Origin of the sequence: Collimonas sp. PA-H2 (assembly GCF_002564105.1) — a bacterium.
Taxonomy (GTDB): Bacteria; Pseudomonadota; Gammaproteobacteria; order Burkholderiales; family Burkholderiaceae_D; genus Collimonas.
The window spans coordinates 4,436,755-4,450,004 of the sequence record NZ_PDBX01000001.1; the positions used below are offsets into that span (position 1 = coordinate 4,436,755).

General features: G+C 56.1%; 17 protein-coding genes. 7 read left to right on the plus strand and 10 right to left on the minus strand.

Features of this window, described 5'->3' with window-relative positions; genetic code table 11:
- Positions 1-43: 43 nt before the first annotated feature.
- From BCF11_RS20420 to BCF11_RS20430, 4 genes are all read right to left on the minus strand, one after another.
- Positions 44-388, minus strand: coding sequence for a zinc ribbon domain-containing protein YjdM (locus tag BCF11_RS20420; protein WP_098497607.1), 345 nt, complete (start codon positions 386-388; stop codon positions 44-46).
- Between the two features lie 508 nt (positions 389-896).
- A complete protein-coding gene (gene tmpT / locus BCF11_RS20425) occupies positions 897-1,541 on the minus strand; it encodes a thiopurine S-methyltransferase (RefSeq protein ID WP_098496372.1) in 645 nt (214 codons plus the stop codon).
- Between the two features lie 301 nt (positions 1,542-1,842).
- Positions 1,843-2,289 (minus strand): hypothetical protein, encoded by a 447-nt coding sequence (locus BCF11_RS27690; protein ID WP_143751390.1) that lies wholly within the window; start codon positions 2,287-2,289, stop codon positions 1,843-1,845.
- 239 nt (positions 2,290-2,528) lie between these two features.
- Entirely contained in the window at positions 2,529-3,128 is a 600-nt protein-coding gene (locus BCF11_RS20430; protein WP_098496373.1) for a GNAT family N-acetyltransferase, read from the minus strand.
- A gap of 649 nt (positions 3,129-3,777) precedes the next feature.
- On the opposite strand from BCF11_RS20430, the gene BCF11_RS20445 reads away from it, so the two are divergent.
- Positions 3,778-4,272, plus strand: a complete 495-nt coding sequence (locus tag BCF11_RS20445; RefSeq protein ID WP_098496376.1) for a hypothetical protein — start codon at positions 3,778-3,780, stop codon at positions 4,270-4,272.
- Positions 4,273-4,382: 110 nt separating this feature from the next.
- On the opposite strand, the gene BCF11_RS20450 is transcribed toward BCF11_RS20445, so the two are convergent.
- Positions 4,383-4,802, minus strand: coding sequence for a hypothetical protein (locus BCF11_RS20450; RefSeq protein WP_098496377.1), 420 nt, complete (start codon positions 4,800-4,802; stop codon positions 4,383-4,385).
- A 19-nt stretch (positions 4,803-4,821) separates the two neighbouring features.
- Positions 4,822-5,268: an SRPBCC family protein gene (locus BCF11_RS20455; protein ID WP_098497608.1), complete on the minus strand. Its 447-nt coding sequence runs from the start codon at positions 5,266-5,268 to the stop codon at positions 4,822-4,824.
- A gap of 400 nt (positions 5,269-5,668) precedes the next feature.
- On the opposite strand from BCF11_RS20455, the gene BCF11_RS20460 reads away from it, so the two are divergent.
- Positions 5,669-6,193, plus strand: a complete 525-nt coding sequence (locus BCF11_RS20460; RefSeq protein WP_098497609.1) for a heme-binding protein — start codon at positions 5,669-5,671, stop codon at positions 6,191-6,193.
- Positions 6,194-6,673: 480 nt separating this feature from the next.
- Positions 6,674-7,714: a cytoplasmic protein gene (locus tag BCF11_RS20465; protein WP_143751391.1), complete on the plus strand. Its 1,041-nt coding sequence runs from the start codon at positions 6,674-6,676 to the stop codon at positions 7,712-7,714.
- A 199-nt stretch (positions 7,715-7,913) separates the two neighbouring features.
- On the opposite strand, the gene BCF11_RS28045 is transcribed toward BCF11_RS20465, so the two are convergent.
- The 3 genes from BCF11_RS28045 to BCF11_RS28685 are packed head-to-tail and all read right to left on the minus strand — an operon-like array spanning position 7,914 to position 8,992.
- On the minus strand, positions 7,914-8,075 hold the full coding sequence (locus tag BCF11_RS28045) for a hypothetical protein (RefSeq protein WP_158229239.1): 162 nt from the start codon (positions 8,073-8,075) through the stop codon (positions 7,914-7,916).
- 41 nt (positions 8,076-8,116) lie between these two features.
- On the minus strand, positions 8,117-8,569 hold the full coding sequence (locus BCF11_RS28680) for a LysR substrate-binding domain-containing protein (RefSeq protein ID WP_369827865.1): 453 nt from the start codon (positions 8,567-8,569) through the stop codon (positions 8,117-8,119).
- Positions 8,570-8,581: 12 nt separating this feature from the next.
- Entirely contained in the window at positions 8,582-8,992 is a 411-nt protein-coding gene (locus tag BCF11_RS28685) for a LysR family transcriptional regulator (RefSeq protein ID WP_369827800.1), read from the minus strand.
- 97 nt (positions 8,993-9,089) lie between these two features.
- On the opposite strand from BCF11_RS28685, the gene BCF11_RS20475 reads away from it, so the two are divergent.
- The 4 genes from BCF11_RS20475 to BCF11_RS20490 all read left to right on the plus strand — a co-directional run bounded on the left by BCF11_RS20475 (position 9,090) and on the right by BCF11_RS20490 (position 12,369).
- On the plus strand, positions 9,090-10,100 hold the full coding sequence (locus BCF11_RS20475) for a quinone oxidoreductase (RefSeq protein WP_098496379.1): 1,011 nt from the start codon (positions 9,090-9,092) through the stop codon (positions 10,098-10,100).
- A gap of 104 nt (positions 10,101-10,204) precedes the next feature.
- On the plus strand, positions 10,205-11,098 hold the full coding sequence (locus BCF11_RS20480) for an alpha/beta hydrolase (protein ID WP_233212562.1): 894 nt from the start codon (positions 10,205-10,207) through the stop codon (positions 11,096-11,098).
- A gap of 48 nt (positions 11,099-11,146) precedes the next feature.
- A complete protein-coding gene (locus BCF11_RS20485; RefSeq protein WP_098496381.1) occupies positions 11,147-11,674 on the plus strand; it encodes a hypothetical protein in 528 nt (175 codons plus the stop codon).
- A gap of 143 nt (positions 11,675-11,817) precedes the next feature.
- On the plus strand, positions 11,818-12,369 hold the full coding sequence (locus tag BCF11_RS20490; RefSeq protein WP_233212563.1) for a DUF1439 domain-containing protein: 552 nt from the start codon (positions 11,818-11,820) through the stop codon (positions 12,367-12,369).
- Positions 12,370-12,381: 12 nt separating this feature from the next.
- Here the strand turns inward: BCF11_RS20490 and BCF11_RS20495 are convergent, their stop codons facing one another.
- Positions 12,382-13,218, minus strand: coding sequence for a GNAT family N-acetyltransferase (locus tag BCF11_RS20495; protein ID WP_098496383.1), 837 nt, complete (start codon positions 13,216-13,218; stop codon positions 12,382-12,384).
- Between the last annotated feature and the right edge of the window lie 32 nt (positions 13,219-13,250).

A 13,250-nucleotide genomic window follows, 5' to 3' on the forward strand; every position in this document is an offset into this window, starting at 1 on the left:
AAACCAGACTGCAGCTTGGGACCCGGTCAGGGCTCCCGCGCGATTACACTTTTTTTACAAACTCCGATTTCAGACTCATGGCGCCGAAGCCGTCGATCTTGCAGTCGATGTCGTGATCGCTGTCGACCAGGCGGATGTTCTTGACCTTGGTGCCGACTTTGACCACGCCGCCCGAGCCTTTCAGTTTCAGGTCCTTGATGACGGTGACGGTATCGCCGTCCTGCAGGATATTGCCGACCGCATCGCGGTAAACCTTGGCGCTGTCGCCGGCGGCATCGGCAGCAGCCTGCTGCGGCCACTCATGGGCGCATTCCGGGCAGATATAGAGGCCGCTGTCTTCATAGGTGAATTCGGAGCTGCATTTGGGGCAGGCTGGCAGAGTGCTCATGATCTTGTCTTTCGGGGTAAGGCTGGCGCCGTAAAAGCCGACAGTATACAACCTGCCGCGGCACTTGCCGGCTTTTGTGCCCGCAGCCGTGCTTACCGGCAGTATCGCGGAAAACCCCGCTGGCTGCAGCCCCTGCTTAAGCGCCCGCCGCTAGGGTAGCGTCAGCTATTGGCGGCATCGCAGCAGCTCCGTCATCCCCGCGAACGCGGGGATCCACATTGCTGAGTAGGGTGCTGAATATGGATTCCCGCGTTCGCGGGAATGACGTCGCGGAAGTTATTCGCATCTTAACTAAACGGCATCAGGACTGGAGCTGGCACGTTTGGTCAGGTGGATATTCGGGATATCCGCGCCGACTTGCGTCTCAATTCTCACCATTTGTCTCGCATTTCAGAGTCGCGATAGCCTCGACTTCAAACAGCATGCCGTCGAACGTCAAGCGCTGGACCGGAATCAAGCTGCATGCGGGTTTCGCCCGTTGCAGCCGTACCGGTTGCGCCTCAGCGCATTATTTATTGGCTTTCTGGAGCAACCAGGCGGTCTCCGTTGACGCAACTTTCCCCTTCAATCCACCCGCGACATCCTTGTTTTCAACAGGCGTCAATTGGTAAGCAGCACCATAGCGTTGCTTTACTTCGTCAGCGCTAACTGAAAACGGCGGGCCATCCATCAGCGCTTGCATATATTCATAAGTGATTAGCAATTGCGGCGCTGCGCCGGTTATTTTCATCAAGTGCGACGCATATTTCTCTCGTGTGGAAAGGGGCAGGGCAACTAAAGCTGCACGATCGTATATCGCGTCTATGGGCCCAAGATATTCAGCAGACACATCAAAAATATCGCCCACTAATATGTCGATATCCTTGGCACTGTAGTGTGTCAGTTCCCCGGCTTTGGATATTTGCGGCACCAAGCCAAGTTCTTTGAACAGTTCGTTGATGGCGTGTTCGCTCAATTCTGCCCCAGCAACCCGATAGCCGCGGGAAAGCAGCCATGCAATATCGCGTGTCTTGCCACACAAGGGCAGGAACACACGACTGCCATTTGCCGGATTTAATTTTCCAAAATGTTCTGTTAATAGCGGATTTACTTCACTCTCATGAAAATTAATCTCGCCTCGTTCCCATTTTTTATGCCAAAAACCTGCTTCCATATCGGTTCCTTGAATTCTTGATGTGTAAATAACGTGAGGCCAACTTAATGATTTAAGCAATGTACGAAGTTGGGTTCCGGGCCAGGATACAAGTTAAAGTAAGCTTTAAGTCAAGCCTTAACTACGATAGGTGAAATGATAGGCATTGCTGAACGCAATGGCGGACAAGGACTTTTGGCCGATTGCGCGCGCCCATGATTGGCTGCCGATGGCTCATTGCAGCCCTTTCACCGTTCTTCATCAGGACCTTCAACGACTATCGCGGCTAGCAAATTTGTCGTCGGAGTTTGACATTAATTAGCTATTTCTTTTCACGAAAGATGCCGGATTCGATTTCTCCGTACATGCCACAATAGTTTTGCGAACATGTGCCACCTTGTCCCATGCGCTCCCAACCATGAGATGCAATGAGCTTCACGATACGTCCGTTTTTTTGAAAGGTCAGCGTACAGCTGCCTTCTTTAAATTCAGTTTCGTTCGCACGAATCGTCGAGGCTGCTTTTAATACATTGCATTCATGATAGTTCGGCCCAAGAGTGTTCAAGAGAAAACAACTAGTTCCCGCCGTTGTTTCCCATACGGCGAGTTCATCTTGGACGCGGGAAGGTGGCTCACCATTGAAGTGAAATACCTTGTGAGACCGGATAAAACTTTGTGCGTTGGCGGGAGGAACTTCAGCGCAATCAGCGAAAGCCTGGCCATAGCCAGCGATGGCGAGAATCGAAAGAACAACCGCAATTGGACGCATAGAGTAACAGTCATGTTAGCTGGCGAAAATTTCCTTCGGTGCCTAACAAATGATTAATCATTGTAGAAAATGGCTGACGTATGCTGCCACGGGAAAATTGGTAAAGCAATATCAAATAAGTGTCATATGTCTTTGACCGGTTGTAACCGGGTGCTGCCGGTCACGTAGAGCAGATTCTAGCCGTGAGTGTCTGCTTTTGGCGATTACTGATCTATCGCATAATGAAAATTCATCAGATGCTATGGACTCTGTCCCGCCCGAAGGGAGTCCGGTTTCACGACTTTGCCGACCAACCAACGGTCCTTTCCAAGACGGCGCAGGCGCTCGAAGCCGTGTCGCTCAAACATCGCTACTGTTCCATTGTGCAGGAAAGACGCCGAGACCTTCCTGCCTTCCACGTCTTCCGGATAGCTTTCGACCGTACCTCCCCCTAAGCGGGCGATTTCCTGCAGGGCGCCGGCAAGGGCAGCGGCAGCCACGCCTTTGCCGCGATATGCCTTGTCGATGAAAAAACAGGTAATCCTCCAATCCGGAAGAGCGGCAAGTCCTTCTCGATACGCTCGCAGGTGCTTGATGCGTGGCAGCTCTGCAGTCGGCCCAAACTGACACCAGCCGATACAGGCTGTGCCGTCATATACAAGGGCAGCATGCGCATGGCCTTGCTGGACCCGGCGCTCCTTCTCTGCGCGATTTTGCACGGCTGTCTTTGAACGGTCTACGCCCTCTGGATGAAAGGCCATGCACCAGCAGCCACCCCATACGCCCTTGTGTTTCTCCACCATTTTGACGAATTGCGGCCATGTGCTTACGTCCAGAGGTTTCACGCAAAACTCGGCCATTGTCTCTTCCTTCAGATGGAACCTGGCCCCACGACATGAAGTGGGGTGGCAACAAGAACTGTACGAAATCAGACGCTACGGAAAATGGGCGTGGAGATTGTTGATAGGATAGCGGAAAAATCCTGCATGAATGATTCAGTGTCAACTCTCGGCTGTGGATTTATCCGGCCGATCAACGTAGCGGAAAGCAGATGTTCAACCGTGGAAAAAGCGAGGGGGATGCCAAATATGTGCGCATAGGCGTCAGGCTCGGACATTGACGATCGTTGTCTGCATGATTGCAACCACTTTCCAGGCGATTCCCGCCCATGGCCGTGCTGTTGTTTGTATTATGGGAGGCTGCGGGAATACAACCCGCGCCTCGTAATTTACGTTTCTATGCGTTATCCAAGGACGCACAAGATCAGGTAGTGATCACGTTCACGACAGCCGATATATTTATTTCTCGGCCAAAAACGATCACGCTTTTCTATTTTCATGACGCCTAGTGGCAGTAATCTGTTAGGCGATTACTCCGCGAGTTGGTCGTACATCGAGAGAAGTACGCCGATTCATCGTAATATTCACGTCACTATGCATTGCTGACGATTTTTGACAGATGACGAATCCAGCCACCGCTCATGTCAAACGTTAGACCCTGGGGATAAAAATGAAGCCACGTACACTAATCTGGGCGCTACTTGTAGGCGGCACCATCGCCGGTACGCTCGACATCCTTTTCGCCATCTCGTTGGCTGCGTACAACGGCATGGGCCCAATTCGTCTGTTGCAGATGGTGGCGAGCGGAGCGTTTGGTAACGCGGCCTTTTCGGGCGGCGCCGCCACCGCGGCGCTTGGATCGATTTTTCATTTCGCCCTCGCATACCTGTGGACTACCGTTTTCCTCGTCGTTGCCTGGCGTGTCCCGGCCTTGCTAAGTCGTCCACTGGTATCCGGCATTGTGTTCGGCGTCGTGGTGTTTCTCGCCATGCGGCTGCTTGTGCTGCCGCTTTCCGCGTTCCCATTCCCTGTAACTTTCAAGCCAGTCGGCAGCACCTTGGATCTGTTGTCTCACATGTTACTGTTTGGTGTTCCCATCGCCATTTCCGCCAGCAAGACTGCGCTCGTACGCCGGCCTGACAAGTCATTCAACCCGATCGCCTAGGGTGGCGCAATCCAATAGCAGCGCAGTCAGTCGGCAGCGAGTTAATTCAGACGTTAAAAATGTCAATTTTCTGAAGCGGCCCGCTGTAGGCGCATCCGCGTGAAAGAAGATTAAACCCAGCGGACGATGAGCGCGAGGGCATAGAAAAAGGTTGCCAAGAGGATGCCCCACAGCGGGATGCGGAAAAAATACCTCCTGGCGAGGAAGACGTAGCCGAGCAGCAGTATCAAGCCGAGGGAGAGCAGAAAGACGGACTGGAACAGGAGGTCGCTGTGTGCAAGGGCCAGGTAGCCATATACGGCGCCGAACAGGATGAGGCCATAGCTATGGCTAGCGTTGAAGCCGACCCAGGCCTTCCACATCGTTGTTTGGCGCGTGATGCCGGGCGAGACCTCTTGCATGCGTGTTTGCAGTTCACGATCGCGGGGCAACAGCTTTGGACCGTAGAAGGTGTACAGGAGATGCACGAGACCCAGCAGCAGAATGATCGCTGCACTGGCGGCGACGAGCGAAGGTGCGATGGTACTCATGGCTGCGCTTGCCTGCTGGTTATTCAGAAATCTCAGCCTCAACCAGTTGCGCAAGAAGAGTGAGCGATTCCTGCCACCCGAGATAGCAAGCCTCAGGTGGAATGGCTTCTGGTATGCCTTCTTGCATAATTTTTACTTCAGTGCCGCAGAAAACCTTTTGTAAAGAAATCGTCGTTTGCATCTCCCCCGGCAAATTAGGGTCGTCGAATTTGTCCGTATGCCGAATTCGTTCGTTAGGTACTAGCTCGAGATACTCCCCGCCAAAGGAATGACTATTTCTTGTGGCGAAGTTCGTAAACGACATTTTATAAGTGCCGCCGACTTTTGCATCAATATGGTGGACCTTGCCAGTGAAACCATTTGGCGGAAGCCATTTAGTCATCGCGTCGGCATCGAGAAACGCCCGGTAGATTCTCTCCGGAGGTGCCCGGAGCACGCGATGAAGCCGGATTGTGTTCGTAGCCATGATTTCTTTGCCTTTCTCTGCGCTGTGATGAGGAACTTCGATATGGGGCCAGTATTGCAGGATAGCTCTAGCTACCGCGGTCTGACTCCGCCCCTGTTCAAGATCCGAGGCCGGCATGCCGCCTGCGTTTCCGGGATCTCGATACCATTTTTGTACTGCACTAAATTTTCGCGAAAAGCTGCAAATCAGGATTTACGGCATTAGCATACACCTGAGGCGTCTGACTGACTGAAATGGCGTGGCTGTCGCCGGGCGGCAAATCCGCTGCGCTCACGATGAGCAAATGCCCCTTGCGTGCCGCCCAGCGTGGCGCTACAGTGGGAACAATCGGCCCGGCGTGCCAAGCGCTCCGACACAGCCTCAAGCACGCGGCTCCCGCCAACCCATGGGAGATGATGCGATGCAAAACCTCATCCAGATCGCGTATGCAGCCTGCCTGGCTGCGGCAGCCGCCGCGACGGCGCAAACCCCAGTCTCACAACCTCCGGCGGGCGGGACGCCCGACAAGATGCCATTCGAGATTCCCTATGGCGCTGCGATTGGTCTGGACAGCGCGAAGAGGCTGCTCGCGATTGCGGAAACTGAAGCCAAGAAGCACGACTGGAAAATGAACATCGCTGTCGTCGACATGCATGGCGATCTCCTCGCGTTCGAGCGAATGGACGGTGCGCAATTCGCATCGATCGCGATATCGCAGAACAAAGCACGCACGTCTGCCAGATTTCGTCGTGAAACCCGGGTCTTCTACAACCAGTTCGAGACCGGACATGGATACGTGCAAACGCTGGATGCGCAGTTGGTGGCATCGCCGGGCGGGTTTCCGCTCGTAGAAGGGGGAAAGCTTGTCGGTGCTATCGGCTGTAGCGGCGGCACAGGTGATCAGGATGCTGCTGTGTGCAAGGCTGCCGCCGATACGATCAAGTAGGGGGCGCCACTGTTCGCAGCAGCCGAAGGCAACGAACCGAATGATCGGTCGCGACAGGCCGAGTTCGACCTGTTGCCGCCATAGAGGATGTCCGATATCCCCGAATTACCCGCGCGGGATTTAAATTTCCGGGTTTCGAGCGCGCTCTTAAATAGTAATCACCTAGCGGTCGCCGGCTCATCGATATTTGGCTACCCAAATTGCAAGCATCTTTACTCCTATTAAATGTTGCCCGTAGACAATTATTGTTGACTGCTATACGATAAGACCATGGTTAAAAATATAGAAAACAAGTGATGCTTGGTCTTGCCCATCTTGGCAATCATTTTGCCGGATTGCGCATGTCGTTCCCACCCCACAGAATTTTTCGCCGGCTTGTGGTTTCTCAGACCCGAGCGGCGGCTCACCGCAAAAGTCAGATGGTTTTTGTGCTGCACTTTTCACGTTGATTCGACATTCTTTTTTACATCAAAGAACATAATGAAATTACAGCGGATGTATTTGTCTTTCTTGATGGCTATTGGCCTCGTGATCTCAATTCCAGGGCGCTGCGATGAGCTATCGGAGCGGGCGTCAATGAATAAATATGTGAAACGCCTGGTGCACACACAAAACGTAAAAGAGCTGGAGGTTCTCTCTTCTGATTACTTGAGCACCCAGGCAAGAACATCCAGCGGAATCTGGAAACTGACGGTGTTTAACATTGCCATGAGTCTGTCCTTCGACACCCGCCACAAGGATCCGTCTTATTGGGTTGTGGCAGAGAAATGGGCCAGGAATTGGGTTGAGCACTACCCTGAATCACCCGCCGCCCACATTGCATATGCACAAATGTTGCTCAATCACGGATGGAGCTTCCGGGGGAACGGCTACGCAAAGGATGTAGAGCCTCAGAATTGGGCGCCTTTCGCGGAGTACACCCAGCAGGCGCGAACCTATCTTGAAACCCATAAAACAATCGCGGCGAAAGATCCAAGTTGGTACGAACTCATGGCGGTCGTTGCTAAACAGGAAAGCTGGCCAGAGCGTGAGTTCTCCGAGTTAATTAACGAAGGCCTGGAACGATATCCTACCTTTTATCAAATTTACTTTGCCGCCATCGGATACTACGGACCGAAATGGGGAGGCAGCGCAGAGTCGATCGAGAAGTTCGCGCAAGCAGCACTCAAGCGAACTCAGTCGTCTGAAGGTTTTGGCATGTATGCGCGCATTTATTGGGTGGCCTCGCAAACGCACTACGACGATAGATTATTTTCCGATTCTCTTGTTGATTGGCCGGTGATGAAAAAAGGCATTGATGACGTATTGAAGAAATATCCGGATAACTGGAATATCAATAACTTCGCGAGATTCGCCTGCCTGTCTGGCGACAAGGCAAAAACGGCAGAGTTAATCGGTCGCATGGATACTCCGCCTTTGATGGCGGCATGGGATCAGATATCGGACTTCCAGCAATGCAAGGAATGGGCGCATGCCGAGCAGGCGACATCCGAAAAATCGCTGCATTCGGATGCTCAGTGAACCGGCGCCGATGAACTCGGTATTCCGACAGGTTAATTCCAATCCTGAATACAGGTAACCCAACGATCAAACCAGGAAAAATTTCCTCTGAGTTCAAATACTGAAACAACAGCACATGAGCAGCTGTCTTGCTACGTATCTTTCGTCGCAAAAAAACCGCTCCACCAGAAAATCGATGAACATCCGCAGCCTTAGGCATTCAGTGCCGGCTGCTCGGCCACGGTACACGGAATACGATGGTTCGTTCGACATACTCGTCCAGCACCGTGCACAGCTTGCCGCTGGCGATCCCATCGGCGGCGCAGCCGGCGGACTGCTGCTTGCGTTTGCCTTGCTGATCACGTGGCGTGCTTCGTGCCATGCATTGCCGGCGGGGGCCGTCCGGCCGCTGCCTGGCGTGGGCTACCCGGCCAGCCGTTTCACGCTGGCTTTCCCGAACAGTTCAATCAGCCCGTCCGCCACCGCCCGTATGCGCGGCGAACGGCGTACCTCGGGATGCATGACCAGCCAGACCGTCAGCACTACCGGACAGGCCGGTGCGGTCACCAGTTTCAGCAATGGGTCGTGGCGTCCCAGGAAGTGCGGCAGGGCGCTGACGCCCAAGCCTGCACGCACCGCCTGGTACAGGCTGCTCAGGTCGTTCGAGCGCAACGGGAAAGGGCGGCCGGCAGCGATCTTTTCCAGCCATTTCTGCTGCGGCGTGGCGAGCAGGCTTTCTTCATAGCCGATGAATTCCCAGGCATCCTTTTTGGCGCCGGCGAGATATTCCTTGGCGCCGTAAAGACCATAGCCGATCTCGATCAGGGGCCGCACCGCCAGCTCTGCCGCGGTCGGCCGCGACAGGCGCAAGGCGATGTCGGCCTCGCGTCAGGTCAGGTTGACTTCGCGGCTTTCACCCACCACTTCCAGGGCGATGCCGGGCAGGCACTGGCGCAGGAAACCCAGCTGCGGCACCAGCAGATGGCTGGCGATGACCGGCGGCGCGGAAATGCGTACGGTGCCTGCCAATGGCGCGGCGCCGGCCGCTGCCCGCTCCAGGGCCAGCGCTTCCTGCTCCAGCCGGCGCGCGCCGTCCAACAGGTTTTCTCCTTCCGGCGTCAGCTTCCATTGGCGCTGCAGGCGCTCGAACAGCCTCAGGCCGAGCGCCTCTTCCAGCGCCTCGATGCGGCGCGCCACCGTAGTGTGTTCCACCTTCAGCCGGCGCGCACCGGCGGTCAGGCTGCCGCTGTCCACCAGCGCCAGGAAGTAGCGCAGATCGTTCCAGTTGAGATTTGTCATGGTGCAATTATGCACATTAAAGGCGAATATTTGATGACTTTCAGTGCATAAATATTTTTATTACCATACTTCTCAATCCCTCAACCTGGAGCACATCATGAGCAAGGAATTGGTAATCAGAATGAGTCAGCCCGGCGACGCCGGCGTATTGCAGGCGGCAAGCATCGATTTGCCGCCGCCTGGCGCCGGCGAAGTGCGCGTGCGTCATACCGCCATCGGCGTCAATTTCGCTGACATTTATCACCGCATCGGCCTGTATCGCCTGCCTGAGCTGCCCGCAGTGCTCGGTGTCGAGGCGGCCGGCGAGGTCGAGGCCATAGGTAGCGGACCGGGCGGCCAGGATTGCAGCGACCTGCAGGTTGGCGACCGCGTGGTCTACACCGGACTGCCGGCCGGCGCCTATGCGACTGCCCGCAATGTCGCGCTGAACCGCTTGATCAGGATTCCGGCAGGCGTCAGCGACATCCAGGCCGCCGGCACTCTGCTGCGCGGCATCACTGCCTACATGCTGTTCCAGCATGTCGCCCGGGTGCGTGCCGGCGACACCGTCCTGGTCCAGGCGGCGGCCGGCGGACTGGGCCAGGTGCTGGGACAGTGGGGAGCGGCGCTGGGTGCGCGCATGATCGGCACTGTCGGCAGCGCGGGCAAGGGCGAGGTGGCCAGGAACAAGGGCTATCAGGAGGCGATTCTCTACCGGCAAATGGATTTCGTGGCCGAAGCAATGCGTCTGACCGACGGCCGCGGCGTCGATTTTGCGGTCGATGGCGTCGGCGGCGAGACCTTGAGCAAGACGCTGCAGACCGTGCGCCCGTTCGGCATGGCGGCCAGCGTCGGCCAGGCGGCATTCAGCGGCAATGAAGACAGCGCCATTCTGCCGCTCAGCGAGCTTGGCCCTTATCGTTCCATTGCGCTGGCGCGTCCGAGCGTGTTCCGTTTCATGTCGGACCTGTCCCGCTACCGGGAAGGCGCAGAGGCAGCCCTGGTCCGGCTGGAGCAGGGCCTTGTCATGGACGTCTCACTCACGCTGCCTTTGGCGGAAGCAGCCGAAGCCCATCGTCAGCTGGAAAGCGGCAAGACCGCCGGCGGCGTCATCCTGTTGCCCACTTAAGTTGGCGCACCTCTGACTTTTGCTTGCACGAAATATAATCCTTGAATAGACTCGCCAGTCAGCCTATGTAAACAATGTGGCAAGTCACACAGGGATCAGATATCGTGCAATTGAAACTCGGTAGATTTTTCGGCATTCCCATGATCGCGCTGGCGCTGGCTTGCGTGACGGCGCAGGCGGCGACCCCAATGCACCCCTATGAGCTGGAGGGGACCGAAGTACAGAGCATTCCTTCCAAGATCCTGCACCGGGACTATGAAATCTTCGTCAGCCTGCCGGCTTCCTATGCGACGTCGACCAAGCGCTATCCGGTGCTGTTCATCACCGACGCCAACTATGCCTTTCCGCTGATACGCAGCATCAACCGCCGCGTCAGCGACAATGGCAAGAAACTGGAAGAGTTCATCCTGGTCGGCCTGTCCTACGCCAAAGGCGACGACCCGGTCCACAGCCGCAACCGCGACTACACGCCGACCGACACCACCAACAACAGCGGCGAGCGGCCGACCGGGCAAGCGGAACCGTACCGGCAATTCATCGAAAAGGAAGTATTCCCCTTCGTCGCGGCGAACTACCGCGCGGACATGAGCCGCAAGATTTTTTCCGGGCATTCTTATGGCTCGCTGCTGGGGCTGCACATGCTGCTGACCGAACCGCAGATGTTCAATCAATACATCCTCGGCAGCCCGTCTCTCTGGTATGACAAGCGGGTCATGTTCGACATGGAGCGCAGCTACGCCGCCTCCCACAAAGACATGCCGGCCCAGGTATTCATGCTGATAGGCTCGTTCGAAACGGTCAAGTCCAAGGATCGCAATCCGCGCTATAACAAGGAAAACGACATGGTCAAGGACATGAGGGATTTCGAAGCGCGGCTGAAATCGCGCCGCTACCCCAATCTTTCGGTGCGTTCCGAGGTTATCCAGGACGAAGATCATCTGACGGTGTTTCCGGCGCTTATCACGCGCGGCCTGTTCTGGTCGTTTGCCAGCAAATGAATTTTTCCGGATCGTAGCAAGTCAACGCATTACTCATGAGAGGCAAGGATGGGATATTTCGACGGATTGACCAATGCAAGTTTCAAGAAGAGCCAGGATGGGAGCACCGTCTTTTACCCGTGGGGCGTGCTAGGCAAGGGACGGATTTTGCCGGACGAGGCGGCGGAAGCCAAGGTGCGCGGATTCGTGAAACGATATTACAAGATCATGCTGCCGACCGTCATCATTGTCTGTGTTATGGCCGGATGGATATGGGCCTTGCCGCTGGCAGCGATCTTCGGCGCCTGGTTTTATTTCGGTTCAAGAGCCTTGGTTGCGGCTTATCCGTATAGCGACGACAAGCTGACCTTGAAACAAGGCTACGCAAACTCAGCCATCGGGCACAATCAGTTTGTCTTGTGGCTGCTGTTCGTATTTTCAGTGTTGTTTGTGGTTGGCGGCATCTTCATCGCTTATATCGCCAAGTCTCCCGGTCAAATGATGACGGCGGTATCGGCTATCGTTTTTTTCGGTGCTTGCGGGCTTGCCATCGGTTACATGATCAAGGTAAAGCGTGCCTTGCGCAAGGGAGAGTAAGTGCAGCAACGTGACTTTAAACGGTGTCATTGGGCAAGCCGAGGGATTTTTTCCGGCGCGCGCTGGTCGAAGTTCGGCTGGCTAGAAAAATGGCATCCGCCATTTGACGTTTGAAAGTGACAAGAATGACTATGAAGCGACGCATGTTGATCAAATCGCTGCTGGCCCTGGGCGCGCTCGGCGCTGCCGGCGGCGCCTGGGCCGGCTACAACATCTGGTCTAATGAATACACGTTTACGCAGCAACAGCTGCAGAGCGCCATCGAGCGCAAATTTCCGCTGCGGCTGCGCTATGCGGAAGTGTTCAACGTCGATTTGAAAAGCCCGCAGCTGAGCCTCAATGCACCGCAGAACCGGGTCGTCACGTTGGTGCATGTCAGTGTGCTCAGCCCCTTGCTGCTGGCGACGCCGTTGAACGGCAATATCACCTTGAGCAGCCGCCTGAAGTACGACAAGGCAACGCGCGCCATCCGTCTTGACAGCCCCACCGTCGACACCATCGATTTCAGCAGCGTGCCGCCGCAATACCGGGAGCAACTGAGCCAGATCGGCGCCATGGTCGCCGAGCAGGTGCTGAAGGATTACCCGATCTATACCTTTACCGCCGATGAACTGCGCCTGAGCGGGAAAACCTTCGAGCCTGGCGAGATCACGGTGCAGGCAGACGGCATCGCGGTGCAGATCAATGAAACCTGACGGCACTCTAGCCTAAGCCGGGCGCTTGCTGAAAGTCGCCTTGGTGTAAGCCAGGCTGAAACCGGCGCGTTCGGTGTTGCGGGCACTGGCGTTGGCTGGCCGGGCAGTGACGCTGGCGAGCGTACAGCCGGCGTTGCGCGCCGCATCCAGCCTGGCGTGCAAGAGCGCTAGTTGGACTCCGCGTCCACGATAGGCCGGCAAGGTGCTGGCGATGTACAAATGCGCCAGCAAGCCGGCTGGCGTTTCTATCAGGCTCATTCCCGCCGTGCCGGCTATCTGGCCATCCACGGTCGCGGCAAACAGCCGCGTATCACTGCGCCGCAACGCGATCTGCGCCAGCGCTTCCAGCAACGCAGGCGGGCGATTTACCGCCTGCACCGAAAATCCCGCGACCGAGTGCGTTGCAAACCTGGCGACTACCCAGGCCTGGTCGCTGATTACTTCAATTCCGTTAGCAGCGGCGGTGCGCACAACTGCCGCAGCCAGGCTGCGCACGTAAGTATTGCTGAAGGCATTGACCGCATAGCCGTGTTCTGCCAAAAGCGCCAGCGTACCGCTGTGCGCATGCGGACAAAGGTCGATCTGCGTCTCCAGCCCTTGCGTGGCATACATGCTTTCCAGTTCGGCCAGTTCAGCTGCCTGCAGCGGCGCATCCATGCCGCAGCCGGTGACGTGGTTCAGCTTGCGCCCGAAGGCCGGAGCGGTCAGCGCCGCGATGCCGCCGCAGACGGCAACAGCCCGGGCGCGCAGGTCTCCGCTCCATTCACGGTAAGCGTCGGTCTGTCTGCTTAAATGGCTGGCTTCGGCAAATTCAAGTGCTCGGGCAAGTTCGGGGCCGGTCAGGATCATGGCGGGATCGGGGCAAGAGGGATAAGGGAAAT

What these genes read in the sequence shown, in the direction of transcription:
- BCF11_RS20450 (WP_098496377.1), bottom strand. Translation starts at nt 4,802, where the DNA reads ATGAGTACCATCGCACCTTCGCTCGTCGCCGCCAGTGCAGCGATCATT.
- BCF11_RS20495 (WP_098496383.1), bottom strand. Translation starts at nt 13,218, where the DNA reads ATGATCCTGACCGGCCCCGAACTTGCCCGAGCACTTGAATTTGCCGAA.
- BCF11_RS28685 (WP_369827800.1), bottom strand. Translation starts at nt 8,992, where the DNA reads ATGACAAATCTCAACTGGAACGATCTGCGCTACTTCCTGGCGCTGGTG.
- tmpT (WP_098496372.1), bottom strand. Translation starts at nt 1,541, where the DNA reads ATGGAAGCAGGTTTTTGGCATAAAAAATGGGAACGAGGCGAGATTAAT.
- BCF11_RS28045 (WP_158229239.1), bottom strand. Translation starts at nt 8,075, where the DNA reads ATGGCACGAAGCACGCCACGTGATCAGCAAGGCAAACGCAAGCAGCAG.
- BCF11_RS20475 (WP_098496379.1), top strand. Translation starts at nt 9,090, where the DNA reads ATGAGCAAGGAATTGGTAATCAGAATGAGTCAGCCCGGCGACGCCGGC.
- BCF11_RS20485 (WP_098496381.1), top strand. Translation starts at nt 11,147, where the DNA reads ATGGGATATTTCGACGGATTGACCAATGCAAGTTTCAAGAAGAGCCAG.
- BCF11_RS20465 (WP_143751391.1), top strand. Translation starts at nt 6,674, where the DNA reads ATGAAATTACAGCGGATGTATTTGTCTTTCTTGATGGCTATTGGCCTC.
- BCF11_RS20490 (WP_233212563.1), top strand. Translation starts at nt 11,818, where the DNA reads ATGTTGATCAAATCGCTGCTGGCCCTGGGCGCGCTCGGCGCTGCCGGC.
- BCF11_RS20445 (WP_098496376.1), top strand. Translation starts at nt 3,778, where the DNA reads ATGAAGCCACGTACACTAATCTGGGCGCTACTTGTAGGCGGCACCATC.
- BCF11_RS20430 (WP_098496373.1), bottom strand. Translation starts at nt 3,128, where the DNA reads ATGGCCGAGTTTTGCGTGAAACCTCTGGACGTAAGCACATGGCCGCAA.
- BCF11_RS20455 (WP_098497608.1), bottom strand. Translation starts at nt 5,268, where the DNA reads ATGGCTACGAACACAATCCGGCTTCATCGCGTGCTCCGGGCACCTCCG.
- BCF11_RS20420 (WP_098497607.1), bottom strand. Translation starts at nt 388, where the DNA reads ATGAGCACTCTGCCAGCCTGCCCCAAATGCAGCTCCGAATTCACCTAT.
- BCF11_RS27690 (WP_143751390.1), bottom strand. Translation starts at nt 2,289, where the DNA reads ATGCGTCCAATTGCGGTTGTTCTTTCGATTCTCGCCATCGCTGGCTAT.
- BCF11_RS20460 (WP_098497609.1), top strand. Translation starts at nt 5,669, where the DNA reads ATGCAAAACCTCATCCAGATCGCGTATGCAGCCTGCCTGGCTGCGGCA.